This window comes from Kribbella alba (assembly GCF_039529635.1).
GTDB lineage: Bacteria > Actinomycetota > Actinomycetes > Propionibacteriales > Kribbellaceae > Kribbella > Kribbella alba.
The window spans coordinates 231,003-254,448 of record NZ_BAAANE010000001.1; the positions used below are offsets into that span (position 1 = coordinate 231,003).

The 23,446-nt window shown below is 68.0% G+C and carries 20 protein-coding genes; 12 read left to right on the forward strand and 8 right to left on the reverse strand.

Annotation, left to right across the window (positions count from 1 at the left end):
* Positions 1 to 102 precede the first annotated feature (102 nt).
* The gene (locus ABD210_RS01180; protein ID WP_344107607.1) at positions 103 to 1,731 is read right to left on the reverse strand and encodes an amidohydrolase; all 1,629 of its coding nucleotides are present in this window, start codon (positions 1,729 to 1,731) and stop codon (positions 103 to 105) included.
* 159 nt (positions 1,732 to 1,890) lie between these two features.
* Between ABD210_RS01180 and ABD210_RS01185 the strand changes: the two genes are divergently transcribed.
* Genes ABD210_RS01185 through ABD210_RS01195 form a run of 3 tightly spaced genes read left to right on the forward strand, consistent with a single transcriptional unit; the run spans position 1,891 to position 5,354 of the window.
* Entirely contained in the window at positions 1,891 to 3,282 is a 1,392-nt protein-coding gene (locus ABD210_RS01185) for an aspartate aminotransferase family protein (protein WP_344107608.1), read from the forward strand.
* 51 nt (positions 3,283 to 3,333) lie between these two features.
* Positions 3,334 to 4,134 (forward strand): polysaccharide deacetylase family protein, encoded by an 801-nt coding sequence (locus ABD210_RS01190; RefSeq protein ID WP_344107610.1) that lies wholly within the window; start codon positions 3,334 to 3,336, stop codon positions 4,132 to 4,134.
* Positions 4,131 to 5,354, forward strand: a complete 1,224-nt coding sequence (locus ABD210_RS01195; RefSeq protein ID WP_344107612.1) for a YncE family protein — start codon at positions 4,131 to 4,133, stop codon at positions 5,352 to 5,354. The genes ABD210_RS01190 and ABD210_RS01195 overlap by 4 nt, the downstream gene beginning before the upstream one ends.
* 1 nt (position 5,355) lies before the next feature.
* Here the strand turns inward: ABD210_RS01195 and ABD210_RS01200 are convergent, their stop codons facing one another.
* From ABD210_RS01200 to ABD210_RS01220, 5 genes are read right to left on the reverse strand one after another with little or no spacing between them, the layout of a single operon-like run.
* Positions 5,356 to 6,756: an NAD(P)/FAD-dependent oxidoreductase gene (locus tag ABD210_RS01200; RefSeq protein WP_344107615.1), complete on the reverse strand. Its 1,401-nt coding sequence runs from the start codon at positions 6,754 to 6,756 to the stop codon at positions 5,356 to 5,358.
* Positions 6,753 to 7,553 (reverse strand): ABC transporter permease, encoded by an 801-nt coding sequence (locus ABD210_RS01205; protein WP_344107617.1) that lies wholly within the window; start codon positions 7,551 to 7,553, stop codon positions 6,753 to 6,755. Before ABD210_RS01205 ends, ABD210_RS01200 begins: the two co-directional genes overlap by 4 nt.
* Positions 7,550 to 8,443 carry an ABC transporter permease gene (locus tag ABD210_RS01210; protein ID WP_344107619.1) on the reverse strand — a complete coding sequence of 298 codons (894 nt, stop codon included), beginning with the start codon at positions 8,441 to 8,443 and terminating at the stop codon, positions 7,550 to 7,552. Before ABD210_RS01210 ends, ABD210_RS01205 begins: the two co-directional genes overlap by 4 nt.
* Positions 8,443 to 9,567: an ABC transporter ATP-binding protein gene (locus ABD210_RS01215; RefSeq protein ID WP_344107621.1), complete on the reverse strand. Its 1,125-nt coding sequence runs from the start codon at positions 9,565 to 9,567 to the stop codon at positions 8,443 to 8,445. The genes ABD210_RS01210 and ABD210_RS01215 overlap by 1 nt, the downstream gene beginning before the upstream one ends.
* Before the next feature lie 4 nt (positions 9,568 to 9,571).
* A complete protein-coding gene (locus tag ABD210_RS01220) occupies positions 9,572 to 10,768 on the reverse strand; it encodes a polyamine ABC transporter substrate-binding protein (RefSeq protein ID WP_344107624.1) in 1,197 nt (398 codons plus the stop codon).
* A gap of 169 nt (positions 10,769 to 10,937) precedes the next feature.
* Between ABD210_RS01220 and ABD210_RS01225 the strand changes: the two genes are divergently transcribed.
* The 3 genes from ABD210_RS01225 to ABD210_RS01235 all read left to right on the forward strand — a co-directional run bounded on the left by ABD210_RS01225 (position 10,938) and on the right by ABD210_RS01235 (position 13,348).
* Positions 10,938 to 11,420, forward strand: coding sequence for an Lrp/AsnC family transcriptional regulator (locus ABD210_RS01225; RefSeq protein ID WP_344107627.1), 483 nt, complete (start codon positions 10,938 to 10,940; stop codon positions 11,418 to 11,420).
* Entirely contained in the window at positions 11,420 to 12,778 is a 1,359-nt protein-coding gene (locus ABD210_RS01230; RefSeq protein WP_344107933.1) for an NAD(P)/FAD-dependent oxidoreductase, read from the forward strand. The genes ABD210_RS01225 and ABD210_RS01230 overlap by 1 nt, the downstream gene beginning before the upstream one ends.
* Before the next feature lie 126 nt (positions 12,779 to 12,904).
* Positions 12,905 to 13,348, forward strand: a complete 444-nt coding sequence (locus ABD210_RS01235; RefSeq protein WP_344107629.1) for an SRPBCC family protein — start codon at positions 12,905 to 12,907, stop codon at positions 13,346 to 13,348.
* Here ABD210_RS01235 and ABD210_RS01240 read toward each other — a convergent pair.
* Positions 13,280 to 13,993, reverse strand: a complete 714-nt coding sequence (locus ABD210_RS01240) for a hypothetical protein (protein ID WP_344107631.1) — start codon at positions 13,991 to 13,993, stop codon at positions 13,280 to 13,282. The two genes, ABD210_RS01235 and ABD210_RS01240, sit on opposite strands and share 69 nt — an antisense overlap.
* 82 nt (positions 13,994 to 14,075) lie before the next feature.
* Positions 14,076 to 14,222 (reverse strand): hypothetical protein, encoded by a 147-nt coding sequence (locus ABD210_RS01245; RefSeq protein ID WP_344107633.1) that lies wholly within the window; start codon positions 14,220 to 14,222, stop codon positions 14,076 to 14,078.
* A gap of 628 nt (positions 14,223 to 14,850) precedes the next feature.
* On the opposite strand from ABD210_RS01245, the gene ABD210_RS01250 reads away from it, so the two are divergent.
* The 6 genes from ABD210_RS01250 (at position 14,851) to ABD210_RS01275 (ending at position 23,419) form a co-directional block, all read left to right on the forward strand.
* Positions 14,851 to 15,639, forward strand: a complete 789-nt coding sequence (locus tag ABD210_RS01250) for a TIGR03084 family metal-binding protein (RefSeq protein WP_344107634.1) — start codon at positions 14,851 to 14,853, stop codon at positions 15,637 to 15,639.
* The gene (locus ABD210_RS01255) at positions 15,636 to 17,369 is read left to right on the forward strand and encodes an acyclic terpene utilization AtuA family protein (protein ID WP_344107636.1); all 1,734 of its coding nucleotides are present in this window, start codon (positions 15,636 to 15,638) and stop codon (positions 17,367 to 17,369) included. Before ABD210_RS01250 ends, ABD210_RS01255 begins: the two co-directional genes overlap by 4 nt.
* A 20-nt stretch (positions 17,370 to 17,389) precedes the next feature.
* Positions 17,390 to 18,553 carry an acyl-CoA dehydrogenase family protein gene (locus ABD210_RS01260; protein ID WP_425552609.1) on the forward strand — a complete coding sequence of 388 codons (1,164 nt, stop codon included), beginning with the start codon at positions 17,390 to 17,392 and terminating at the stop codon, positions 18,551 to 18,553.
* Positions 18,554 to 18,636: 83 nt separating this feature from the next.
* The gene (locus tag ABD210_RS01265; RefSeq protein ID WP_344107640.1) at positions 18,637 to 20,184 is read left to right on the forward strand and encodes an acyl-CoA carboxylase subunit beta; all 1,548 of its coding nucleotides are present in this window, start codon (positions 18,637 to 18,639) and stop codon (positions 20,182 to 20,184) included.
* Between the two features lie 5 nt (positions 20,185 to 20,189).
* A complete protein-coding gene (locus ABD210_RS01270; protein ID WP_344107642.1) occupies positions 20,190 to 22,265 on the forward strand; it encodes an ATP-binding protein in 2,076 nt (691 codons plus the stop codon).
* The gene (locus ABD210_RS01275; RefSeq protein ID WP_344107644.1) at positions 22,262 to 23,419 is read left to right on the forward strand and encodes an acyl-CoA dehydrogenase family protein; all 1,158 of its coding nucleotides are present in this window, start codon (positions 22,262 to 22,264) and stop codon (positions 23,417 to 23,419) included. Before ABD210_RS01270 ends, ABD210_RS01275 begins: the two co-directional genes overlap by 4 nt.
* Positions 23,420 to 23,446 lie beyond the last annotated feature (27 nt).

The window sequence follows — 23,446 nt, forward strand, 5'->3', positions numbered from 1 at the left end:
TCGGGATGACCGTGAGCCTAATCGCACGACCAACGGAATCGGTAGGCCTTTCGGCCAGACAGCGACTAAATCAATAGGGCTACGGCGCTCATGGCGACGAGATCACCCGTCGAACACCCGCTCGCCTTCGACATAGGTTGCCCGGACCCGGGCCGATGCGATCTCTTCCGGCGGACCCGCGAAGAGATCGCGATCGAGCACCGCCAGATCCGCGAGCGAGCCGACCGCGATCCGCCCGCTGTCGTCCGCGTGGTTCACCCGCGCACTGCCCGACGTGTACGCCGCCAGCGCCGTCGCCAGGTCCAACGCCTGCTCCGGCAGGAACGCGTCGTACGCGCCATCGGCAAGGGCAGCAGGGGCTCGGCGGTTCACAGCGGCGTGTACTCCGGCCAGCGGATCCGGGCTGGAGACCGGCCAGTCGGAGCCGGCCGCGAGCCGCGCACCCGAGCGGGCCAGCCCGCCGAACGGATACTGCCAACTGGTCCGCTCCGGCCCGAGAAACGGGATCGTCAGGTCGAGCATCTGGCGCTCGTACACGGCCCACAAAGCCTGCAGATTGGCGGTCACCCCCAGCGCAGCGAACCGCCCGATATCGTCCGGGTGGACGACTTGCAGATGAGCGAGGTGGTGCCGCAGGTCGTTGTCGCCGTTCGCAACCCGGGCCGCCTCGAAAGCGTCCAGCGCCTCGCGGACAGCCCGGTCGCCGATCGCGTGCACGTGCACCTGGAATCCGGCCGCATCCAGCAGGGTGACGTTCTCCCGCAGAGCCACCGGGTCCACGAGGGACAGGCCCGCATTACCGGTCCGGCAACCACAGCCGTCGAAGTACGGCTCGAGCATTCCGGCGGTGAAGTTCTCGGCCACTCCGTCCTGCATGATCTTCACGGTGCCGGCGGTGAACCGCGGGTACTGCAAGGCGTCCCGGCGCTCGACGAGCTCCGGGATCTGCTCGGCACCGCGATCACGCTGCCACCAGAGCGCCCCCACCACTCGCGCTGTGAGCCGGCCCTCGCGCGCCAGTTCGACGTACGCCGGAGTGGCATCCGACAGGTTCGCGTAGTCGCCGAGGATGGCGTCCTGCCAGCCGGTGATCCCGAGCGAGTGCAGGTACGCCTGGGCTTCCATCAGCGCGGCGACCTGCTCGACGTGGGTGGTCGGCGGGACCAGCCGGCCGACGAGATCCATCGCCCCCTCGTGCAACGTCCCGCTTGGCGAGCCGTCGGGCGCGCGTTCGATCCGCCCGTCCGGTGGATCGGGCGTCCCCGCGTCGACACCGGCGACAGCGAGCGCCTCGGAGTTCACCCAGGCGCCGTGGTGATCGGCGTTGACCAGGAAGGCCGGGCGATCGCTCACCACGGCGTCGAGCTCGGCCGCCGTAGGAGCGCCACCGGGGAAGTCGGGTTGATGCCAGCCGCCTCCGAGGATCCACTCAACCTCGGGGTGCGCAGCGGCGTACGCGGCGATCGTGCGCAGGCACGCCTCGCGGCCGTGGGCCGGCGACAGGTCGCAGCGTCCGCGCTCCAGACCGCCCTGCACGGGGTGGATGTGGGCGTCCACGAAGCCGGGCACCAGCAGACCGCCGGCCAGGTCGACCACCTCGGTCCGCGCAACTGCCAGCCCGCGCAGGTCCTCCTCGACTGCGACGACCCGGCCGGACCGGACGGCCACCGACAGCCCGGGCCGATACCGGAACCCGTCGAACACCGAACCGTTGACGAACAGGGTGTCCACCGGCCGACCTCCTTGGCTATGTGCGGATTTCGTATCAAATGCGAATTTCTACAGCCGACTTCGGCACGATATCGCCTGTCATAGAACGAAATCACTTGCCAGCGCCCTGGTGCGACAGGCAGGATGGCGATCAACGGTCAGCTTGAGATGAGGAACCCGATGATGCCGTCCGACGCCCTCGACGACGCCGACTTCGACCGTCTGCAGCAGTCCGCGCGCGATCACCTGTGGATGCACTTCACCAGGATGTCGAGCTACCAGACGGCCGAGGTCCCGGTGATCGTCCGTGGCGACGGCGCCTACATCTACGATGCCAAGGGCAAGCGCTACCTCGACGGACTGGCCGGGTTGTTCGTCAGCCAACTGGGCCACGGCCGCACCGAACTCGCCGAGGCCGCGGCCAAACAGGCCTCGGAACTGGCGTTCTTCCCGCTCTGGTCGTACGCGCACCCGAAGTCGATCGAGCTCGCCGAGCGGGTCGCCGGGTATGCGCCGGGCGACCTCAACCGGGTGTTCTTCACCAGTGGCGGTGGCGAGGCGGTCGAGTCCGCCTGGAAGCTGGCCAAGCAGTACTTCAAGCTCACCGGCAGACCTGGCAAGCACAAGGTCATCAGCCGGGCCATCGCCTACCACGGCACCACCCAGGGCGCGTTGTCGATCACCGGGCTTCCCGAACTGAAGGCACCGTTCGAGCCACTCGTGCCGAGCACCTTCCGGGTGCCGAACACCAACATCTACCGGGCCCCCCATCACGGCGACGACCCGGTCGCGTTCGGCCGCTGGGCCGCGGACCAGATCGCCGTCGCGATCGAGAACGAGGGCGCCGACACCGTCGCCGCCGTGTTCCTCGAGCCGGTGCAGAACGCCGGCGGATGCTTCCCGCCGCCGCCCGGCTACTTCGAGCGGGTCCGCGAGATCTGCGACCAGTACGACGTCCTGCTCGTCAGCGACGAGGTGATCTGCGCGTTCGGGCGGCTCGGTCACATGTTCGGCGCCGAGCGGTACGGCTACCAGCCCGACATCATCACCTGCGCCAAAGGCATCACCTCCGGCTACTCCCCGCTCGGTGCGATGATCGCTACCGACCGGCTGATGGAGCCGTACCTGCACGGCAACACGTCGTTCCCCCATGGCTACACGTTCGGTGGCCACCCTGTATCCGCCGCGGTCGCGCTGACCAATCTGGACATCTTCGAGCGAGAAGGCGTCAACGAGCACGTACGGAACAAGGAGGGGCAGTTCCGTGCGACGCTCGAGAAGCTGCTCGATCTGCCCATGGTCGGCGACGTCCGCGGTGATGGCTTCTTCTACGGGATCGAACTGGTCAAGGACAAGGCGACCAAGGAGACCTTCGACGACGAGGAGTCCGAGCGGCTGCTGCGCGGATTCCTCTCCAAGGCCCTGTTCGACGCCGGCCTGTACTGCCGGGCCGACGACCGCGGGGACCCGGTCATCCAGCTCTCGCCGCCGCTGATCTGCGACCAGCAGCACTTCGACGAGATGGAGCAGATCCTGCGCTCGGTCCTCACCGAGGCGCAGTCGAAGCTCTGACGGACCACGAGTTTTACCGTCCTTTGGTGTTCGGGTTTGTAGCGTCGGCGCATGGCTCTCGACCGACGGACCGTCCTTCGCTCCACCCTGCTCGCACTTGGAGGAGCAACGGCGGCCGGCTGTTCCGACAACCAGGTAGCCGGCAGTTCGAAGACCGCCTCACCACCTTCCGGTCCCACCGCGCCACCCTCCCGGTCGCCGTCGGCAGCGCAACCCAAGGCGACTCCGACCACCACGCCTTCGGCAGCGCACCTGCCGGCCGAGGTAGCCCACGGGCCGAGGACGGCACGGAAGGTGGCACTGACCTTCCACGGCAACGGCGATCCGGCCCTCGCGCACCGACTGCTCGACCAGGTGGAGCAGGCAGGTGCCCGGATCAGCGTGTTCGTCGTCGGCACCTGGCTGGTCAGCCACCCGGAGATGGCCAAGCGCATCCTCCAGGGCGGTCACGATCTCGGCAACCACACCATGCACCACAAGCCGATGCGCCTGCTGGCCGCCGCCGCGGCTCATCGCGAGGTCGGTGACTGCGCGGCCGTACTGCGCCGCACGGCCGGCAGCCCGGGGCGTTGGTTTCGCGCATCCGGCACCCAGAAGACCACTGCACTGATCCGTTCGGCCGCCACGGCCGCTGGGTACCAGACGTGCGTGTCTTACGACGTCGACGGCCTGGACTGGCAGGATCCGAACGCAGCCACCGTGCAGAGCGCGGTGCTGGACAACGTCCAGCCTGGTTCGATCGTCAGCCTGCATCTCGGGCACCAGGTCACCGTCGACGCGTTGCCGAAGATCCTCGCCGGGCTCTCCGCGAAGCGACTGAAGCCGGTCACTCTCAGCGAGCTGTTGGGATGAACCGCCGCGCCTGGCTGGGGATCGTGGTCATGGCCCTGGTCGTGGTCCCGGTCGGGGGCTGCTCCGGCAACGACGGCGCGACGCCGGAGTCCGACGCCGGCACCAGTCCAGCCCCGAGCGGCTCCCGGTCGACGGCGACGACTGCCCCGGTCAAACCGTCCACGACCGCCACATCCGATCTGCTGCCGGGCATGCCACCGCCCCTGTCGGCCACAGATGTGTGGGCGGCCGACCGGTCCGGACAATTGGCGCCTTCCGTGCGCCGGTTCCCGTACCGGATCTATGTGCCGAACAGCAGGAGTGACACGGTCACCGAGATCGACCCGCGGACCTACAAGGTGGTACGAACCTTCCGCACCGGTCGGCAGCCGCAGCACGTCGTGCCGTCCTGGGACATGCGCACGCTGTGGGTGAACGACGACCTCGGCAACACGCTGACACCGGTCGATCCGGCGACCGGACTGCCCGGCCGGCCGGTCACCGTGCACGATCCGTACAACCTCTACTTCACCCCTGACGGCAAGCGCGCAGTCGTGATGGCCTCGGCCGACCGGCAACTGGTGTTCCGTGATCCGCACACGATGGCTGTGCGCAAGACGGTGCCGGTGCCGTGCGCCGGGGTGAACCACGCGGACTTCTCCGCCGACGGCCGAACCTTCGTCGTGTCTTGTGAGTTCTCCGGCCAACTGCTGCTGGTCGACACCGCCGCCGAGCGAGTACTGCGGGTGGCCAGGTTGCCGCGGCGGCCAGGCAAGATGGCGCCGATGCCACAGGACGTCAAACTCTCACCGGACGGCCGGACCTACTACATAGCTGACATGATGAGCGACGGCGTCTGGCTCTACGACGCGCGCACCTTCGCCCTGGTGAACTTCATTGCCACCGGCAAAGGTGCGCACGGTCTCTACGTCACCCGGGACTCGCGACGACTCATCATCACCAACCGCGACGAAGGCTCGATCTCCCTGCTCGACTTCGCCAGCCGGAAACTGGTGGCGAAATGGCACATTCCCGGCGGCGGCAGCCCTGACATGGGCGGCGTTTCCCCGGACGGCAAGGTGCTGTGGGTCTCCGGCCGCTATCACGGCGTGGTCTACGCCATCCATCTCGTGACCGGCCGGCTGCTCGCGCGGATCAAGGTCGGGAACGGGCCGCACGGCCTTGCTGTCTTCCCCCAGCCGGGGCGCTACTCGCTCGGTCATACCGGCGTCTTCCGCTAGCTCAGAAGTCGAAGCCGAGGCCGAGGCGGTCGAGAGTTCGCAGCCAGGGGTTGCGGCGGCCGCCGTGGGCGTCCGCTCTGGCCATGGACCAGCGGGTGAGGTGGATCCCGGCGGAGCGCAGCGGCTCGGGTGGGAACGGAAGCGGCCGCTCGCGGACCATTCGGAGCTGGGTGCGCTCGGAGTCCTCGCCGTACAGCAGGTCGAGCATCACCTCGGCACCGAAGCGGGTCGCTCCGACGCCGAGGCCGGTGTAGCCGAGCGCGTAGCCGAGCTTCCCGTCCGAGGCGGTGCCGAAGAACGCGCAGAACCTCGTGCTGGTGTCGATCACGCCGCCCCAGCGATGGGTGAACCGGATCCCGTCCAGCTGCGGGAAGGTCTGGAAGAAGTGCTCGGCGAGCAGGCCGTGGATCGCGTCCCGTTGCTCGAGCGCCGGGTCGATCCGGCTGCCGAAGTAGTAGAGCGGGGTGTAGCCACCCCAGAGGATGCGGTTGTCCCTGGTCAGCCGGTAGTAGTGGAAGAGGTTCGAGGCATCTCCCACGCCCTGCCGGTTTCGCCAGCCGATCGCGTCCAGCTGCCCGGCCGAGAGCGGCTCGGTGACCAGCACAAGGTCGTAGACCGGCACCGTGTACAGCCGGAGTCGCCTCAGCAGGGAGGGAAACGCGTTCGTACCCAGCGCGACCTTGTCTGCCCGGACCGGGCCAGTTGCTGTCAGCAACGACCTTGCCCGGCCGTCCCGCCGTACAGCGGTGACTCGCGTGTGCTCATAGATGCGTACTCCGGCGTCGAGGCAGGCCCGGCGTAATCCCCAGGCGAGCCGCGCGGGCTCGACCAGCGCAGTACTGGTGGTGTCGGCCAACGCACCGAGATACGTCGGCGAATTGAGTTCGGCCTGTACTGCGGGTTGGTCGAGCAGGGTGGCCTCGTGACCGAGATCTCGCAGCCGGGTGGCTTCCTCGGCCAGTTCGTCGAGGTGGTGCGGCGCGGTGGCGACGGTGAGTTCGCCGGTGCGCTCCCAGCCGCAGTCGATCCCCAGCCTGCCGATGGTTTCGCCGATGGCCACCAGGTTCTCTCTGCCGAGACGGTCCAGCGTGGGTAGCTCATCCGGCCAGCGGGCCAGGCCGTTGGCGAATCCGTGGGTCAGGCTGGCGTCGCAGAAGCCGCCGTTGCGGCCGCTCGCGGCAGCGCCGCAGGTGTCAGCCTCGAGTAGGACGACATCGAGTTCCGGGTGGCGGTCCTTCGCCCGAAGGGCCGTCCACAGACCTGTGTAACCACCGCCGACCACGGCGAGATCTGCTGACTGAGCGCCGGACAACGGCGGCTCGGGCTCGGGCGCCGCCTTGTCGTCGAGCCAGAACACCATGGGTGCGGCGTCGGCGAGAGCCGCGACCGCCTGGCTGTTCACCGGGTCCTTCGGCGCCGGGTCAACTCACCACCGAGGACGAGGATCACCGCGAGCAGGAACATCGCAGTACCGACGACGTTGATCTGCGGCGGGATGTCGCGCTGGGCCGATCCCCAGACGTACATCGGGAAGGTCACCGTCCGGCCCGCGTTCAGGTTCGTGATGATGAAATCGTCGAAGGACAAGGAGAAACTGAGCAGCGCCGCGGCCAGGATGCCGGGGAAGACCAGCGGGAAGGTGATCCGCCAGAACGTCTGCCACTCGTTCGCGTACAGGTCCATCGCCGCCTGCTCGAGCCGGGTGTCCATGCCCGCCAGCCGGGCTTTCACCGTCACCACCACGAACGACAGGCAGAACATCACGTGCGCGATCAGGATCGTCCAGAACCCGAGCTGGCCGCCGAAGCCGGACGAGACGAACAGGGCCAGCAGCGAGGACCCGAGCACGATCTCCGGTGAGGCCATCGGGAGGAAGATGAACAGGTTCGTCGCGGCGCGACCGCGGTACCGGTGGCGCACCATCGCGAAAGCCATCAGCGTCCCGAGGACCGTGGCGACGATGGTGGCGAGCAGGCCGATCCGCAGACTGGTGCTGACCGCGTCGCACAGCCCGAACGGCTGGCAGGGGTGCAGCCAGTTGTCCAGCGTGAAGCCGTCGAACTGGTAGGACAACCGGCTCTTCGGATCGTTGAACGACATCAGCACGACAACGAAGATCGGCGCGAACAGGTAGAGGAGGACGAGCAACCCGGCGAACAGCACCAGGTGCCGCCCGATCCACCGCCCCGCCCTCGTCATACCAGGTCCTCCGTCCCTGCGCGGCGTACATAGAACAGGACCAGTACGACGATCGCGGCCATCAGCGTGACCGACAGCGCGGCGGCCGTCGGGTAGGCGCCGGCGGCGAACAGCTTCTGGATGTCGTTGCCGATCATCCGCTGCTTCGGCGTACCGAGGAGTTCGGCGTTGATGTAGTCACCAGCCGCCGGGATGAAGGTCAGCAGGGTTCCCGCCACGACGCCCGGCATCGACAGCGGAAGGGTGACCGTGCGGAACGCGGTGAGCGGCCCGGCGAACAGATCACCGCCGGCCTCGATCAGCCGGTGGTCGATCTTCTCCAGGCTGGCGTAGAGCGGGAGCACCATGAACGGCAGGAAGTTGTAGGTCAGCCCGGTGACCACCGCGGCGGTGGTGGCGAGCAGCCGGCCGTCGGAGCCGAGGATGTGGACCGCTTTCAGGGTGTCGACAACCACGCCGTTGTCACTGAGCAGGAGTTTCCACGACAGCGTGCGAACCAGGAAGCTGGTGAAGAACGGCGCGATCACCAGGGCCAGCATCAGGTTCTTCCATCGGCCGGCCTTGAAGGCGATCGCGTAGGCCAGCGGATAGCCGAGCACCAGGCAGAACGCGGTGGTGAGCAGGGCGTACCACATCGACCGCCCGAACGGCCTGGCGTAGTCGCGGAGCGCGTCGACGTAGTTCTGCCAATGGCCGGTCACCGCATAGCCCGTCTCCACCGAGCCGCTCGGGTCGTACAAGCTTGCGCTGAGCAACGACACCAGCGGTATGACGAAGAACAGCAGGAGCCACAGGCCGCCCGGCAACAACAGTAAGTACGCCGTCAGCCGCCGCCCGGGTTTCTCGGTCACCGCCGCGGACGTTCCGCCCAGCTGGCTCAGCGCAGCCATCAGCTGTCCTCCGCGATGTCCTCGACACCCGCGTTCGCGTCCTGACCGGCATCGAGCACGAATGTGTGGGACGGCTGCCAGTGCAGGTCGACCGGATCCCCGACCGCGAACGTGTCGCGAGCGCCGGTGTTCTGTTCGAAGACGGTGAGCTCCTGCCCCCACGGCATCCTGGCCAGGTACTGCGTACTCACCCCGCAGTAGCTCACATCGGTGACGACGCCACCACGCAGGGAGTTCGCCCCGGTGTCGGTCTCGCTGCCGGCGCGGGCGAGGAACACCTTCTCCGGCCTGATCCCGACCCAGACCTCGCCGTCCGTGACCCGCGAGCGGCTGACCGGGACGGCCTGCTTGCTGCCGTGCACGTCGATCACGAGATCCTCGCCGGACCGCTCGAGGATGGTGGCCGCTACCAGGTTGGACTGGCCGAGGAAGTTGGCCACGAAGGTTGTCGACGGCAGGTCGTACAGGTCGGTCGGGGCGCCGCGCTGCTCGATCACGCCGTCGTTCATCACGGCGATGGTGTCGGCCATCGTCATGGCCTCCTCCTGGTCGTGCGTCACGTGCACGAAGGTGATGCCGACCTCGGTCTGGATCCGCTTCAGCTCGATCTGCATCTGCCGGCGCAGCTTCAGGTCGAGCGCGCCGAGCGGCTCGTCCAGGAGCAGTACCTCGGGCCTGTTGATCAGCGCCCGGGCCAGCGCGACCCGCTGCTGCTGACCGCCGGACAACTGGGCCGGCCGACGTTTGCCGTAGCCACCGAGTTCGACCAGCTCGAGCATCTCGTCGACCTGGCGGCTGATCTCCTTGACACCGCGACGACGGAGACCGAAGGCAACGTTCTCGAAGATGTCGAGGTGCGGAAACAACGCGTAGTTCTGGAAGACCGTGTTCACCGGCCGCTTGTACGGCCGCAGGGCCGTGATGTCGTCGTTCCCCAGGCCGATGCGCCCCGCGCTCGGCTCCTCGAGGCCGGCGACCATGCGCAAAGTCGTGGTCTTGCCGCAGCCGGACGGGCCGAGCAGCGCGAAGAAGGCGCCCTGCGGGACGGTCAGCTCGAGATCGTCCACCGCGGTGAAAGCGCCGAACCGTTTCGTCAGGCCGCTGAGCACCAGGTCGCCGGCCATCCGGTCAGCCTCCGATCACCTTGTTGAAGTCCGACTCGTACTGCTTGGCTTGCGCCTCGTCGAGCGCCATGAAGCCGGAGGCCTTCGACAGCACGGCCTCGTCCGGGAAGATCAGCGGGTTGTCGACCAGGTCGGGATCAACCTTTTCCATCGCCTGCTTCGCGCCCTGCACGGGGCAGATGTAGTTGACCCAGGCAGCCAGCGTCGCGGCCACCTTCGGGTCGTAGTAGTAGTTCAGGAGTGCCTCGGCATTCGCCTTGTGAGCGCCCTTGTTCGGCACCAGCACATTGTCGGACCACAGCGACAGGCCCTCTTCGGGTACGACGAACTTGATGTCCGGGTTGTCCGCTTGCAGGGCGAGCACATCACCCGACCAGGCCTCGCAGGCGACGATGTTGCCCGCGTTCAGATCCTGGATGTAGTCGTTGCCGGTGAACCGGCGGATCTGGCTCGACCCGACATAGCCCTGCAGCTTCTCGACCGCCTTGCCCCACGCCGCGTCGTCGAACTTGGCCGGGTCCGCCCCGACGAGCTTGAGCATGAAGAGCATCGTGTCGCGCATCTCCGACAGCAGCGTGACCTTGCCCTTGAGGTCGGCCCGGGTGAGCAGGTCCGTGAAGCTCTTCACCTCGCGGGTGTGCTTGGCGTTGTAGGCGATCCCGGTCAGGCCGGTCTGCCAGGGGACGCTGTAGTCACGACTGGAGTCCCAGGCCGGACCCTTGAGGCTGGCCAACAGGTTCGCGTCGACGTTCGGGATCTTCGCGTGGTCCAGCTTCTGGATCCAGCCGAGCTTGATCATCCGGGCCGCCATCCAGTCCGTCAGCACGAACATGTCGCGGCCGGTCGGCTGGCAGGCCCCCAGTTGGTCCTTGACCTTGGCGTAGAACTCGGCGTTGTCGTTGACGTCGGCGGTGTAGTTCACCTTGACGCCGGAGGTCTTCTCGAAGGCGGCCAGGGTCGGCAGCACCGTCTTCCCGTTCACCTTCTGGTCGGACTCGTCCATGTAGCTCGGCCAGTTCGAGAAGTTCAGCGTCTTCTGGCTGCTCGAGAGGTCGTCGCTGACGCACTGTTGTTCCGTCTGCTTGGCGGCCGGCGTACCGCACCCGGCCAACAGACCCGTGCCGGTCAGGCCGAGCGCGGACAGTGACATCCCCCTCAGGACTGTCCGGCGGCTGACGGTGTACTGCGGGCGGACGCTCATCGGGGGACCTCCAGGGGACCTGCGGTACAGCACGAGAAACGCTGGACGCGGGCGATACTGTCAAAGGCCACCCACTGAGACAAGGGATTCCGTAGCATTAGCGCCCTTTTGCAACGAAATCCTCTGCGGCAACTTGCTTACAGGAGGTGACGCTGGGAGGATCTCCAGCGTGGCTGTGCGAACGGGGAATCCAGACAAGAACCAAGCCTTGCTCGACGACATCTCCAAGGCGATCATCGAGCAACTGCAGGTGGACGGGCGCCGCTCGTACGCCGCGATCGGCAAGGCGGTCGGGCTGTCCGAGGCCGCCGTCCGGCAGCGGGTGCAGCGGCTCACCGACGCCGGCGTGATGCAGGTGGTCGCGGTGACGGATCCGCTCGAACTCGGCTTCGCCCGGCAGGCGATGATCGGCATCAAGGCCGAGGGCGCGCTGGAGCCGATCGCGGACGAGCTAGCGAAGATGGACGAGATCGAGTACGTCGTGATCACCGCCGGGTCGTTCGACCTGCTCGCTGAGGTGCTCTGCGAAAGCGACGAACACCTGCTCCGGGTGCTGTCCGAACGGATCAGGGCGATCGAGGGAGTGAAAGTGACGGAGACCTTCGTCTATCTGAAGCTGGTCAAGCAGACCTATTCCTGGGGCGTGCGCTGATCGCCGACCCGCTCTGGGCTGATCCCGAGCCGCAGCCAGTCCGCCCCGGGCTCGAGGGTGACCGGGACGCCGACGTAGCGATCGTCGGCGCCGGCTTCACCGGCCTGTGGACTGCCTACTATCTGGCGAAGGCAGATCCCACGCTGCGAATCGTCGTTCTCGAGGCGGAGACAGCGGGGTTCGGGGCCTCCGGCCGGAACGGTGGCTGGTGCTCGGCCCTGTTCCCCGTCTCCTCGAAGCGCCTGGCCGCCTTGCCCGGGTCGAGCCGGGAGTCCGCCCGGGCGATGCACTGGGCGATGCAGGCCACCGTCAACGAGGTCGGGCTGGTGACCGCCGCCGAGGGCATCGACTGTGACTATCACAAGGGCGGCACGATCGTCCTCGCACGAACTCCGGCGCAGCTGGCTCGCGCGCAGGCCGAGGTGGCGGACTCGCACGAGTGGGGTCCGGGCGATCTGCGCTTCCTGGAACCGTCCGAGGTCTCCGAGCACGTCCGCGCGACGAAGGTGCTCGGGGCAACATTCACGCCGCACTGCGCGGCCATCCACCCGGGCCGACTGGTCCGCGGCCTGGCCCGAACCGTCGAGCGGCTCGGCGTGACGATCCACGAGCACACCCCCGTCACCGCGATCGAGCCGCGCCGCGCGGTCACGTCGTACGGCGTGCTGCGGGCTGAGGTGGTCATCCGGGCCACCGAAGGCTTCACGCCCGGGCTGGAAGGGCAGTCCCGCGCGATCGCGCCGGTCTACTCCTTGATGGTGGCGACCGAGCCGCTCGACGCGGCGACCTGGGAGCGGACCGGGCTGGCCGGCCGACCGACGTTCAGCGACTACCGCCACCTGATCATCTACGGGCAGCGCACCGCTGATGGGCGGATCGCCTTCGGCGGACGCGGCGCGCCGTACCACTTCGGCTCCCGGACCAAGCCGTCCTTCGACAACTCGCGACGAGTGTTCGCCGCACTGCAGGCAACCCTGCGGGACCTCTTCGACGGGCTCGACGAGGTCCGGTTCACGCACGCGTGGGGAGGCCCGCTCGGGATCGCACGCGACTGGTGCGCATCCGTCGGCCTGGACCGTGCGACCGGCCTCGGCTGGGCGGGCGGCTACGTCGGCGACGGCGTCAGTACTACGAACCTGGCCGGCCGCACACTGACGGATCTCGTACTTCGGCGTGACTCCGACCTCGTCCGGCTACCGTGGGTCGGCCACCGCTCACCCGACTGGGAGCCGGAACCTCTGCGTTGGTTGGGGATCAACGCGGGTCTTCGCGCCATGACCGTCGCCGACGCCGAAGAACGCCTGACCAAGCACTCCAGCCGGATCGCCCGGCTGATATCTCCCCTCGTCGGCGGCTGAAGCCTAGGCTCGGGGTGAGCTTGGCGCTGAGTCTCGCGGTGAGCTTGGTGCTGCTGAGTCTCGGCGTGAGCTTGGTGCTGAGTCTCGGCGTGAGCTTGGTGCTGAGTCTCGGGGTGAGGAGGAACGATGGCAGTCGACGTGCTGACCGAGGTGGTGATCGACCGCCCGCTGGCAGCGGTGGCGGAGTACGTCGCCGATCCGTCCAATGCGCCGGAGTGGTACGCGAACATCGAATCCATCGCCTGGCAGACCGAACCGCCGGTCACGGTCGGCTCCCGGCTGGACTTCGTCGCCCACTTCCTGGGCAGGAGGCTCGCCTACACCTACGAGATCACCGAACTCGTCCCGCACGAACGACTGGTGATGCGGACAGCGCAGGGGCCGTTCCCGATGGAGACCAGCTACCAGTGGTCAGCCGCCGGCGACGACCAGTCCACTCGGATGACGCTGCGGAACCGCGGCGAGCCCTCCGGCTTCGCAGGCGTCGCCGCCCCGCTGATGTCAGTCGCTATGCGCCGCGCCAACCAGAAGGACCTGACCCGCCTCAAGACCCTCCTCGAATCCCGCTGAGCGTTCCGTCTGACCGCTTCGACCCACGGCGGCGAGTGGGTCCTGCTTCAAGAGTGCGGCAAGGACTGGACCGTAGAGGCGGATGGTGGGGTCGCACCAGTCCTCGGCTGTTGGGTCCGGAGCGGCGAGTTCGGTCCGGGTGAGGTCGTAGAGCTGGGCCGCGTTACCGGTCTGGTCGACGATGTACTGCAGCAGGTCGGCGGTCTGCTCCTCCCAGAGGACGTTGTCCGCGGCAACTTCGTCAGGCCGGATCAGCAGCAGGTCGACCTCGCTGTCGAGATCGCCGTCACCGCGGGCGATCGCCCCGAACAGGCTGGCGTGGATCGGCGGGATCAGCCAGTTGGAGAGCTTGGCGGCGAGACCGGCGACGAAGGTGGTGCGGAGATCGGCCAGGAGTTCTACGGCGGGTGCGGCCAGGTGGTGACGGTTCAGCGTGTAAAGCAGGGAGTTGCCGGCCTCGTGAACGTGAACGAGACCGGTCGAGGTGAGCCGCTGCAGGACGAGGCGGACTCCTGCGACACTCCCCGCGCCGCAGAGCCGGTGGATTTCCCGGCCGGACAGCATCCTCGTACTCCGCGCGAGTACCTGCAGAACAGGTCCGTCGAGTGAGGGAACGACCGCGCTGATCGGGTTACCGAGGTCCACCACTGTCAAAATAGTTGCCAAAGGCCCATTTTTCTAATCAGCATGCCACCTCAGCTACTTCCCGTGACTACTCAGGCAGCTCCTACTTGGGGGCCGAGAGGATCTTGTCGACCACCGGCGTGAGTATGTTGATCAGCTCGCCCCCGATCGCGAGCGCATCGTGCGCGTCGTCGACATTGACCGCCTCAGCCCGACTCGCCGGCGGGGATCGCACTTCCTTGATCGACATCGCCACTTCCCGGATCACCCGCCGAGGTCGTTGCCGCTTCGCAGATCGACCCGCGAGCTTGCTCGACTCGCCGGGTCGACGCGCCGAGGCGGCCCCACGACCCGGTCCGACCCGCCGAGGTCGTTGGCACTTCCCGGATCGACCCGCCGGGTTTGCTCGACTTGCCGGGTCGACACGCCGAAATCGTGACGGCGAATCGGCGCGTCGACCCGGGTAGTGGCGATGTCCCGGTGGGTCGGGCCGGGTAGTGGGGCCTGGCCCGGTGGGTCGACCCGGGTAGTGGCGATGGGCCGGCGCGTCGATCCGGGTAGTGGGGCCCCCGGCGCGTCGATCCGGGTAGAGGCCTCCGGCGCGTCGATCCGGGTAGTGGGTCCGCGCCGGGGCGCCGTTGGGGTCGCCGGGTAGTAGCGATGGGCCGGTGGGTCGACCCGGGTAGTGGCGATGGGCCGGCGCGTCGAGCCGGGCAGTGGGGCCTGTCCCGGTGGGTCGGGCCGGGTAGTGGGGCGGTGCCGGTGGGGTCGCCGGGTAGTGGCGATGGGCCGGTGGGCGTAGGAAAAAACAAGCAGGCTTGATTCTTTTTGTCCGAAGTGCCAGGCTCGGCTGACGATCCGATGCAGGGGAGACCCGGGTGCAACTGGACGAAGTGCTTGCCGATCTGAGCGCCGAGAGTGCTGAGCTGGATCTGCTCGTCGGAGCTCTGCCCGCTGACGGCTGGGCCACGCCGACACCGGCCGAGGGCTGGACGATCGCGCACCAGGTCGCGCATCTGGCCTGGACGGACGAGGCCGCGCGACTGGCCGCCGCCGAACCCGATGAGTTCAAGGTCGCGCTTCAGGAGGCGGTGGCCAATCCCACCGGCTACGTGGATGAAGGTGCCCAGCAGATCGCCACACTGCCGCCGGCCGAACTGCTGACCTTTTGGCGTGAGGGTCGAGGCGAGTTGCAGGTGGCGCTGAAGGCGGTTCCGCCGGGCGAGAAGGTGCAGTGGTACGGGCCGCCGATGAGCCCCACCTCGATGGCGACCGCCCGGCTGATGGAGACCTGGGCGCATGGGCAGGACGTGGTGGATGCGCTCGGCGTAAAGCGCCAACCGACCGCCCGATTGAAGCACGTCGCGCACCTGGCCGTGCGGACGAGGAACTTCGCCTACCTGCTCAACGACAAGACCCCGCCGGCGGCAGAGTTCCACGTGGAACTTCGCGCACCTGGCGGGCAGACGTGGAACTGGGGACCGGAGGAGGCGGAGCAACGGGTCACTGGTTCGGCGCTCGACTTCTGTCTGCTGGCGACGCAACGCCGGCACCGCGACGACCTCGACGTACAGGCTGTCGGTTCGGACGCGGAGGACTGGCTCGGCATCATCCAGGCGTTCGCCGGGTTGCCGGGCAAGGGGCGGACGGCAGGGCAGTTCGGATGAGCGCGGGGTCGAGTGAGCCGATCCGGATCGGGAACGCCTCGGGCTTCTACGGCGACCGGTTCAGTGCGTTCGAGGAGATGCTGACGGGTGGGCCCCTCGATGTCCTGACCGGGGATTACCTCGCCGAGCTGACCATGCTGATCCTCGGGCGGGACCGGCTGAAGGATCCCTCGCTCGGCTATGCGAAGACCTTCCTCAGGCAGTTGGAGACCGGACTCGGCGAGGCGCTCGATCGCGGTGTCAAGGTGGTCAGCAATGCAGGCGGCCTCAACCCGAGCGGACTCGCCAATGCCATCCAGGAGCTCGCCGACAAGCTGGGCCTGCACCCCAAGATCGCCTACGTCGAGGGCGACGACCTGCTGCCCCGGGCCAAGGAGCTCGGCCTGGGCCAGCCCCTGACCGCGAACGCCTACCTGGGTGCCTGGGGAATCGCGGAAGCATTGAAAGCGGGGGCGGACGTCGTCGTCACCGGACGCGTGACCGACGCCTCGGTGATCGTCGGACCGGCTGCCGCCCACCACGACTGGAAGCGGGACCAGTACGACGAACTGGCCGGCGCGGTGGTCGCCGGACACGTGATCGAGTGCGGATGCCAGGCGACCGGGGGCAACTACGCGTTCTTCAACGAGGTCCGGGACTTCGGCCGGCCGGGATTCCCGATCGCGGAGATCCACCCGGACGGCAGCAGCGTGATCACCAAGCACGAGGGCACGGGAGGCGTCGTCACGATCGACACGGTCAAGGCCCAACTGCTCTACGAGATCACCGGCAGCCGGTACGCCGGTCCGGATGTCACCGCGCGGATGGATTCCGTCGAGCTGACCGCCGACGGCCAGGACCGGGTCAGGATCACCGGGGTCCAAGGCGAGCCACCTCCCCCGACGTACAAGGTGTCGCTCAACAGCGTCGGCGGGTTCCGGAACGAGGTGGACTTCGTCCTCACCGGGCTGGACCTGGAGGCGAAGGCGGAGCTGGTCCGGCGGCAGCTCGAGCAAGGTCTGCGGAAGAAGCCGGCCGAGGTGAAGTGGACCGTGGCCTGGACCGAGAAGCCGAACGCGGAGACCGAGGAGCAGGCGAGTGTGCTGCTCCGGTGCGTGGTGAAGGATCCGGATCCGAAGGTGGTCGGCCGGGCGTTCTCGAGCGCGGCGATCGAGCTGGCGCTGGCGAGCTACCCGGGGTTCCATGTGACCGCTCCGCCCGAGGACGCTTCGCCGTACGGGGTGTTCACCGCGGGATTCGTCGAGGCGGGCGAGATCGAGCAGGTCGTGGTGCTGCCGGACGGGACGCGGCGCGTGATCGAACCGTCGGCCGAGACCCGGGTGCTCGAGCCGGCGGAGGAAGCGGGTCTGCCGATGCCGTTGCCGCAACTGGTCGCGGCGGGGCGACCTGCGCGGACCTTGACACGGGAGGTGCCGCTCGGACGGGTGGCCGGTGCGCGCAGTGGGGACAAGGGCGGCGACGCGAACGTCGGGGTCTGGGTGCGGACCGAGACCGCCTGGCGCTGGCTCGCGCACACGTTGACGGTCGAGGTCTTCCAGGACTTGCTGCCCGAGACCAGGGATCTCAGAGTCACCCGGCACGTGTTGCCGAACCTGTGGGCGCTGAACTTCGTGGTCGAGGGTCTGCTGGGCGAAGGTGTCGCTTCGCAAGCGCGGTTCGACCCGCAGGCGAAGGCCGTCGGCGAATGGCTGCGCTCCCGCTACCTGGACATCCCCGAGGTGCTGCTGTGAACCGCCTAGCGTCCGAAGAGGTGGAGGTCCTGCCCCGCCGTTCTTCGGACGCAAGCGAGGAGCGGGGGGCGGTGAGGGCGACCGTGAGGCGGTTTATGGCGGCGGAGGTGCTGCCGTGGCTTGGCCGGTGGGAGCGGGAGGGCGAGCTGCCGCGGGAATTGCACGAGAAGGCGGGCAAGCTCGGGCTGCTGGGCGTCGCGTTTCCCGAGGAGGTCGGCGGGGGCGGAGGTTCGCTGGCTGACGCGATCGCGGTGGTCGAGGAGATGCACTACTCGGGCGGCTCCGGCGGACTGGTCGCTTCGCTGTTGACCTGCGGGATCGCCCTGCCCCACATCGTTGCGGCGGGCGACTACGAACAGCTCGAGCGGTGGGTCCGGCCGACACTGGAAGGCCGGCTGATCGGCTCGCTTGCGATCACCGAGCCGGATGCTGGATCCGATGTCGCTTCGCTGCGTACTACGGCCCGCCGCGACGGGGATCATTTCATCGTGAACGGCGCGAAGACCTACATAACCTCGGGGTGCCGCGCGGACTTCGTGACCACGGCTGTCCGCACGGACGGGCCGGGCGCCCATGGCATCAGCCTGCTGGTGATCGAGCGGGGTACACCCGGATTCGAGGTGTCACGCAAGCTGGAGAAGATGGGGTGGCTTTGCTCGGACACCGCGGAGTTGTCCTTCACTGAGGTACGAGTGCCTGCTGCCAACCTGGTCGGAGTACAAGGGTCTGGGTTCGTACAGCTCGCGCAGAACTTCGTGGCGGAGCGGTTGACGCTGGCAGTGCAGGCGTATGCCGGGGCGCAGCGGGCGTTGGACCTCACGGTCGAGTGGTGCCGCGCGCGGGAGACGTTCGGGCGGCCGCTGATCTCGCGGCAGACCGTGCAGCACACGCTGACCGAGATGGCCCGGCGGATCGACGTCGCGCGGGTCTACGTGCACGAGGTGGTGGGTCGCGCCGAGGCAGGGGACGACGTGATCGCCGAGGTGTGCTTCGCGAAGAACACTGCAGTCGAGGCCGGGCAATGGGTGTGTGACCAGGCGCTGCAGTTGCACGGCGGGCTCGGCTACCTGCGCGAGGCCGAGGTGGAACGCCAGTACCGCGACCAGAAGATCCTCGCCATCGGCGGCGGGACCACCGAGATCCTCACCTCCCTTGCTGCCAAACGACTGGGGTTCACTGCATGACCAAGCTTGCTGCGTCCGAAGAACCGGGGGGCAGGACCCTCACCCCTTCGGACGCAAGGACTCGGGAGGGGAATCGGCGGGCGATGCTGGAGAAGCTTGCTGCGCTGGAGGAGGAACACGCCAAGGCGTTGGCGGGCGGGGGCGAGAAGTACGTGGCGCGGCATCATCAGCGCGGCAAACTCCTGGCGCGGGAGCGGATCGAGCTGCTGCTGGATCCGGACTCGGCGTTCCTGGAGTTGTCGCCGCTGGCCGGGTGGGGCTCGGACTTCACCGTCGGGGCCAGCCTGGTCACCGGCATCGGCGTGGTCGAGGGGGTCGAGTGCCTGATCACGGCCAACGACCCGACCGTCAAGGGCGGCGCGAGCAATCCGTGGACGCTGCGCAAAGCGCTGAGGGCGGACGAGATCGCCCGGGCGAACCGGCTCCCGGTGATCAGCCTGGTCGAGTCGGGCGGCGCGGATCTGCCCACGCAGAAGGAGATCTTCATCCCCGGCGGGGCGATGTTCCGCAACCTGACCCGGCTGTCTGCGGAAGGGATTCCGACGATCGCGTTGGTGTTCGGCAACTCCACCGCGGGCGGTGCCTACATCCCCGGCATGAGCGACTACGTGGTGATGGTCGACGGAGGCGCCAAGGTGTTCCTGGCGGGGCCGCCGCTGGTGAAGATGGCGACCGGTGAGGACGCGGACGACGAATCACTCGGCGGCGCTTCGATGCACGCGCGGCAGTCCGGGTTGGCGGACTACTTCGCGGTGGACGAGCAGGACGCGATCCGCCTGGGACGGCAGATCGTGTCGCGGTTGAACTGGAAGAAACTCGGTCCCGCGCCGGCTCCGTCGTACGAAGAACCCCTGGATGACGAGGATGAACTGCTCGGGATCGTGCCGGGGGATCTGAAGATCCCGTTCGACCCGCGGGACGTGATCGCCCGGGTGGTGGACGGGTCGGTGTTCGACGAGTTCAAGCCGCTCTACGGGTCGAGTCTGGCGACGGGCTGGGCGTCCGTGCACGGATACCCGGTCGGCATCCTGGCGAACGCGCGCGGCGTGCTGTTCAGCGAGGAGTCGCAGAAGGCCGCGCAGTTCATCCAGCTGGCGAACCGCGCGAACACGCCGCTGATCTTCCTGCACAACACCACCGGTTACATGGTCGGCCAGGAGTACGAGCAGGGCGGGATCATCAAGCACGGCGCGCAGATGATCAACGCGGTCTCCAACTCTCGCGTCCCGCACATCTCCATGCTGATGGGCGCTTCCTACGGCGCTGGGCACTACGGAATGTGCGGGCGGGCCTTCGACCCTCGCTTCTTGTTCGCGTGGCCTTCGGCGAAGTCCGCGGTGATGGGGCCACAGCAGTTGGCCGGCGTGCTGTCGATTGTGGCGCGCGCCGCGGCGGCCGCGAAGAGCCAGCCGTACGACGAGGATGGTGATGCCGCAATGCGGGCTTACGTGGAGGGTCAGATCGAGGCGGAGTCGTTGCCGATGTTTCTGTCCGGGCGGCTCTACGACGATGGCGTGATCGATCCCCGCGACACCCGGACCGTGCTCGGCCTGTGCCTGTCCGCCATCCACTCGGCCCCGGTCGAGGGGACCCGCTTCGACGGCGCCAACTTCGGCGTTTTCCGGTTGTGATGCCGATGACCACCTCGAAAGCGCCGATCACCTCCGTCCTGGTCGCCAACCGCGGCGAGATCACGCGACGGGTCTTCCGCACGGCCCGTTCGCTCGGCCTGCACTGCATTGCCGTGCACTCGACAGCGGACGCCTCGATGCCGTACGTCGGGGAGGCGGACGCGGCGGTTCATCTTCCAGGCACAGCGCCGGCGGAGACGTATCTGCGCGCGGACCTGGTGATCGACGCCGCGCGGCGGGCAGGCGCGGATGCGATCCATCCGGGCTACGGGTTCCTCTCGGAGAACGCTGGTTTCGCCGCGGCCGTGATCGAGGCGGGGCTGACCTGGATCGGGCCGCCGGCCGAGGCGATCTCGTCGATGGGCTCCAAGATCGAGGCGAAGAAGTTGATGGCGGCGGCCGGGGTCCCGGTGCTGGCTGAGCTGACTCCGGCCGAGGTGTCGGAGGCCGAGCTGCCAGTGCTGGTGAAGGCGTCGGCTGGTGGTGGTGGGCGCGGGATGCGGGTCGTGCATCGGTTGGAGGACCTCGCGGCCGAGATCGACGCGGCGTCGGCGGAGGCGCTGTCGGCGTTCGGGGACGGGACCGTGTTCTGCGAGCGGTATCTGGCGACCGGGCACCACATCGAGGTGCAGGTCCTGGCCGACCAGCACGGCACGATCTGGGCGGTCGGCGAACGTGAGTGCTCGATCCAGCGGCGCCACCAGAAGGTGGTCGAGGAGGCGCCGTCGCCGCTGGTGGAACGGATCCCGTCCATGCGTGCCGCATTGTTCGATGCGGCGCGGAAGGCGGCGGACGCGATCGGGTACGTCGGGGCCGGGACGGTGGAGTTCCTTGCCGATGAGGGTGGCGACTTCTACTTCCTCGAGATGAACACCCGGCTGCAGGTCGAGCACCCAGTCACTGAGGCGACCACCGGCCTCGACCTGGTCGCGCTGCAGTTCTCGATTGCCGCGGGGGATGCATTGCCTCCTGAGCCGCCGGCCGCCGTGGGTCACTCCATCGAGGTCCGCGTGTACGCCGAGGACCCGGCCCGCGACTGGCAACCCCAAACCGGTCGGCTGTACCGCTTCGAGCTGGGCTCCGCCGGCGCAGGCGGTTCGGCCGGGTCGGCCGGCGTGAGCGGTTCGGCCGGCGTGCGCGGTTCGGCCGGCGGGGCTGGTTCTGCCGTCGCCGAGTTCGCGCCGGGTGGTCCCCGGGCCGGGGCCCCCTGGTTGCGGCTGGACTCGGGTGTGGTGAGCGGATCGGAGATCTCGCCCTACTACGACGCGATGCTGGCGAAAGTGATCGTCTGGGGATCCACCCGGGCGGAGGCCGCAGCCAGACTCGCAGCGGAGTTGAGCCGCGCGAAGATCCACGGTGTGCGGACCAACCGGGATCTGCTCGTCCGGGTGCTCCGGCACCCTGCGTTCCTCGCCGGCGAGACCGACACCGCGTTCTTCGACCGCCATGGGCTCGACCTGCTGGCGGAACCGCTCGCGGACAAGGCGACCGAGGAGTTGTCGGCGCTGGCGGCCTCGCTTGCGGATGCTGCCGGGCGGCGGAGTACCGCGCGGGTACAGAGGGGGCTGCCGAGCGGCTGGCGGAACCTGCCCTCTCAGGCTCAGCGGAAGACCTTCACGGTGGGCGACTCGCAGTACCAGGTGACCTATCGGCTGACTCGGGACGGATTAGTCGCTGAGGGCAACGTCGTGGTGATTGAGGCGAGCGCTGAGCAGGTGGTGCTGGAGGTAGCCGGCGTCAGCCGGAGGTTTCAGGTGGCGGCCTATCCCGGGCTGGTCTGTGTGGACAGTTCGTTGGGGTCGGTGGCGCTGGCTCCGGTGGAGAGGTTCCCGGACCCGTCGCAGCAGGTGGCAGCCGGGTCGTTGCTCGCGCCGATGCCGGGGACGGTCATCCGCGTGGGTGTGGAGGTCGGCGACAAGGTCACGCAAGGGCAGCCGCTGCTCTGGCTGGAGGCGATGAAGATGGAACACACCATCTCCGCACCCGCCGGGGGCATCGTGGCGGAACTCGCCGTCAGTACTGGTCAACAAGTCGAGCTCGGCGCCGTGCTGGCTGTCGTGCAAGCACAGGAGGAGACATGAGCTTCGTCGAGAACGAGGAGCGCCGGGCACTGCGGACGGTGGTTCGCGAGCTGGGCAGGAAGTACGGCTATGCGTACTTCAACGAGCGCGCACGGTCCGGCGGGCAGACCACCGAGCTCTGGCAGGAGGCCGGCAAACTCGGCTACCTCGGCGTGAACCTGCCGGAGAAGTACGGCGGCGGGGGCGGCGGGATGGGTGACCTGTCCATCGTCCTGGAGGAGCTCGGCGCCGCAGGCTGTCCGCTCCTGATGATGGTCGTGTCGCCCGCGATCTGCGGCACGGTGATCACGCGCTTCGGCACGGACGGGCAGAAGGAGACGTGGCTGCCGGGTATCGCTGATGGCTCGACGACGATGGCCTTCGCGATCACCGAACCTGACGCGGGTTCCAACTCGCACCGAATCACCACGACAGCGCGCCGTACCGTCGACGGCTGGTCGCTGTCCGGGCGGAAGGTCTACATCTCCGGCCTGGACGTCGCCAAGGCAGTGCTGGTGGTCGGCCGGACCGAGGACGCGAAGACAGGCACCTTGAAGCCGGCGTTGTTCATCGTGCCGACCGATGCCGCGGGTGTCGAGTTCAAGCAGATCGAGATGGATCTGATCAGCCCCGACAAGCAGTTCGCGCTCTTCCTCGACGACGTGCGACTACCTTCGGACGCACTGGTCGGATCCGAGGACGCCGCTCTGATGCAGCTGTTCGCGGGACTCAACCCGGAACGGATCATGGCGTCGGCCTTCGCGATCGGGATCGGTCGGCACGCGCTCGACAAAGCCGTTGCCTATGTCAAGGAACGCCAGGTCTGGAAGACGCCGATCGGCGCCCACCAAGGCATCGCACATCCGCTGGCCCAGTGCAAGATCGAGCTCGAGCTGGCCCGCTTGATGATGCAGAAGGCCGCCGCTCTGTACGACGCCGGAGACGACCTCGGTGCGGGTGAGGCCGCCAACATGGCGAAGTACGCGGCCGGCGAGGCCACGGTGCGGGCCACGGACCAGGCGGTGCAGTCACTCGGCGGCAACGGCATGACGGTCGAGTACGGCGTCGCCTCGCTGGTCGCCGCGGCCCGGGCGAGCCGGATCGCGCCGGTCAGCCGGGAGATGATCCTCAACTTCGTCGCCCAGCACAGCCTCGGCCTACCCAAGTCGTACTGAATCCTTCAAAGTCGTCCGTCTCCGTCG

Excerpts from the sequence above, each read along its gene's own strand:
- ABD210_RS01220 (WP_344107624.1), bottom strand. The coding sequence starts at position 10,768 with ATGAGCGTCCGCCCGCAGTACACCGTCAGCCGCCGGACAGTCCTGAGG.
- ABD210_RS01185 (WP_344107608.1), top strand. The coding sequence starts at position 1,891 with ATGATGCCGTCCGACGCCCTCGACGACGCCGACTTCGACCGTCTGCAG.
- ABD210_RS01195 (WP_344107612.1), top strand. The coding sequence starts at position 4,131 with ATGAACCGCCGCGCCTGGCTGGGGATCGTGGTCATGGCCCTGGTCGTG.
- ABD210_RS01275 (WP_344107644.1), top strand. The coding sequence starts at position 22,262 with ATGAGCTTCGTCGAGAACGAGGAGCGCCGGGCACTGCGGACGGTGGTT.
- ABD210_RS01210 (WP_344107619.1), bottom strand. The coding sequence starts at position 8,443 with ATGGCTGCGCTGAGCCAGCTGGGCGGAACGTCCGCGGCGGTGACCGAG.
- ABD210_RS01265 (WP_344107640.1), top strand. The coding sequence starts at position 18,637 with ATGCTGGAGAAGCTTGCTGCGCTGGAGGAGGAACACGCCAAGGCGTTG.
- ABD210_RS01245 (WP_344107633.1), bottom strand. The coding sequence starts at position 14,222 with ATGTCGATCAAGGAAGTGCGATCCCCGCCGGCGAGTCGGGCTGAGGCG.
- ABD210_RS01255 (WP_344107636.1), top strand. The coding sequence starts at position 15,636 with ATGAGCGCGGGGTCGAGTGAGCCGATCCGGATCGGGAACGCCTCGGGC.
- ABD210_RS01235 (WP_344107629.1), top strand. The coding sequence starts at position 12,905 with ATGGCAGTCGACGTGCTGACCGAGGTGGTGATCGACCGCCCGCTGGCA.
- ABD210_RS01215 (WP_344107621.1), bottom strand. The coding sequence starts at position 9,567 with ATGGCCGGCGACCTGGTGCTCAGCGGCCTGACGAAACGGTTCGGCGCT.
- ABD210_RS01190 (WP_344107610.1), top strand. The coding sequence starts at position 3,334 with ATGGCTCTCGACCGACGGACCGTCCTTCGCTCCACCCTGCTCGCACTT.
- ABD210_RS01205 (WP_344107617.1), bottom strand. The coding sequence starts at position 7,553 with ATGACGAGGGCGGGGCGGTGGATCGGGCGGCACCTGGTGCTGTTCGCC.
- ABD210_RS01270 (WP_344107642.1), top strand. The coding sequence starts at position 20,190 with ATGACCACCTCGAAAGCGCCGATCACCTCCGTCCTGGTCGCCAACCGC.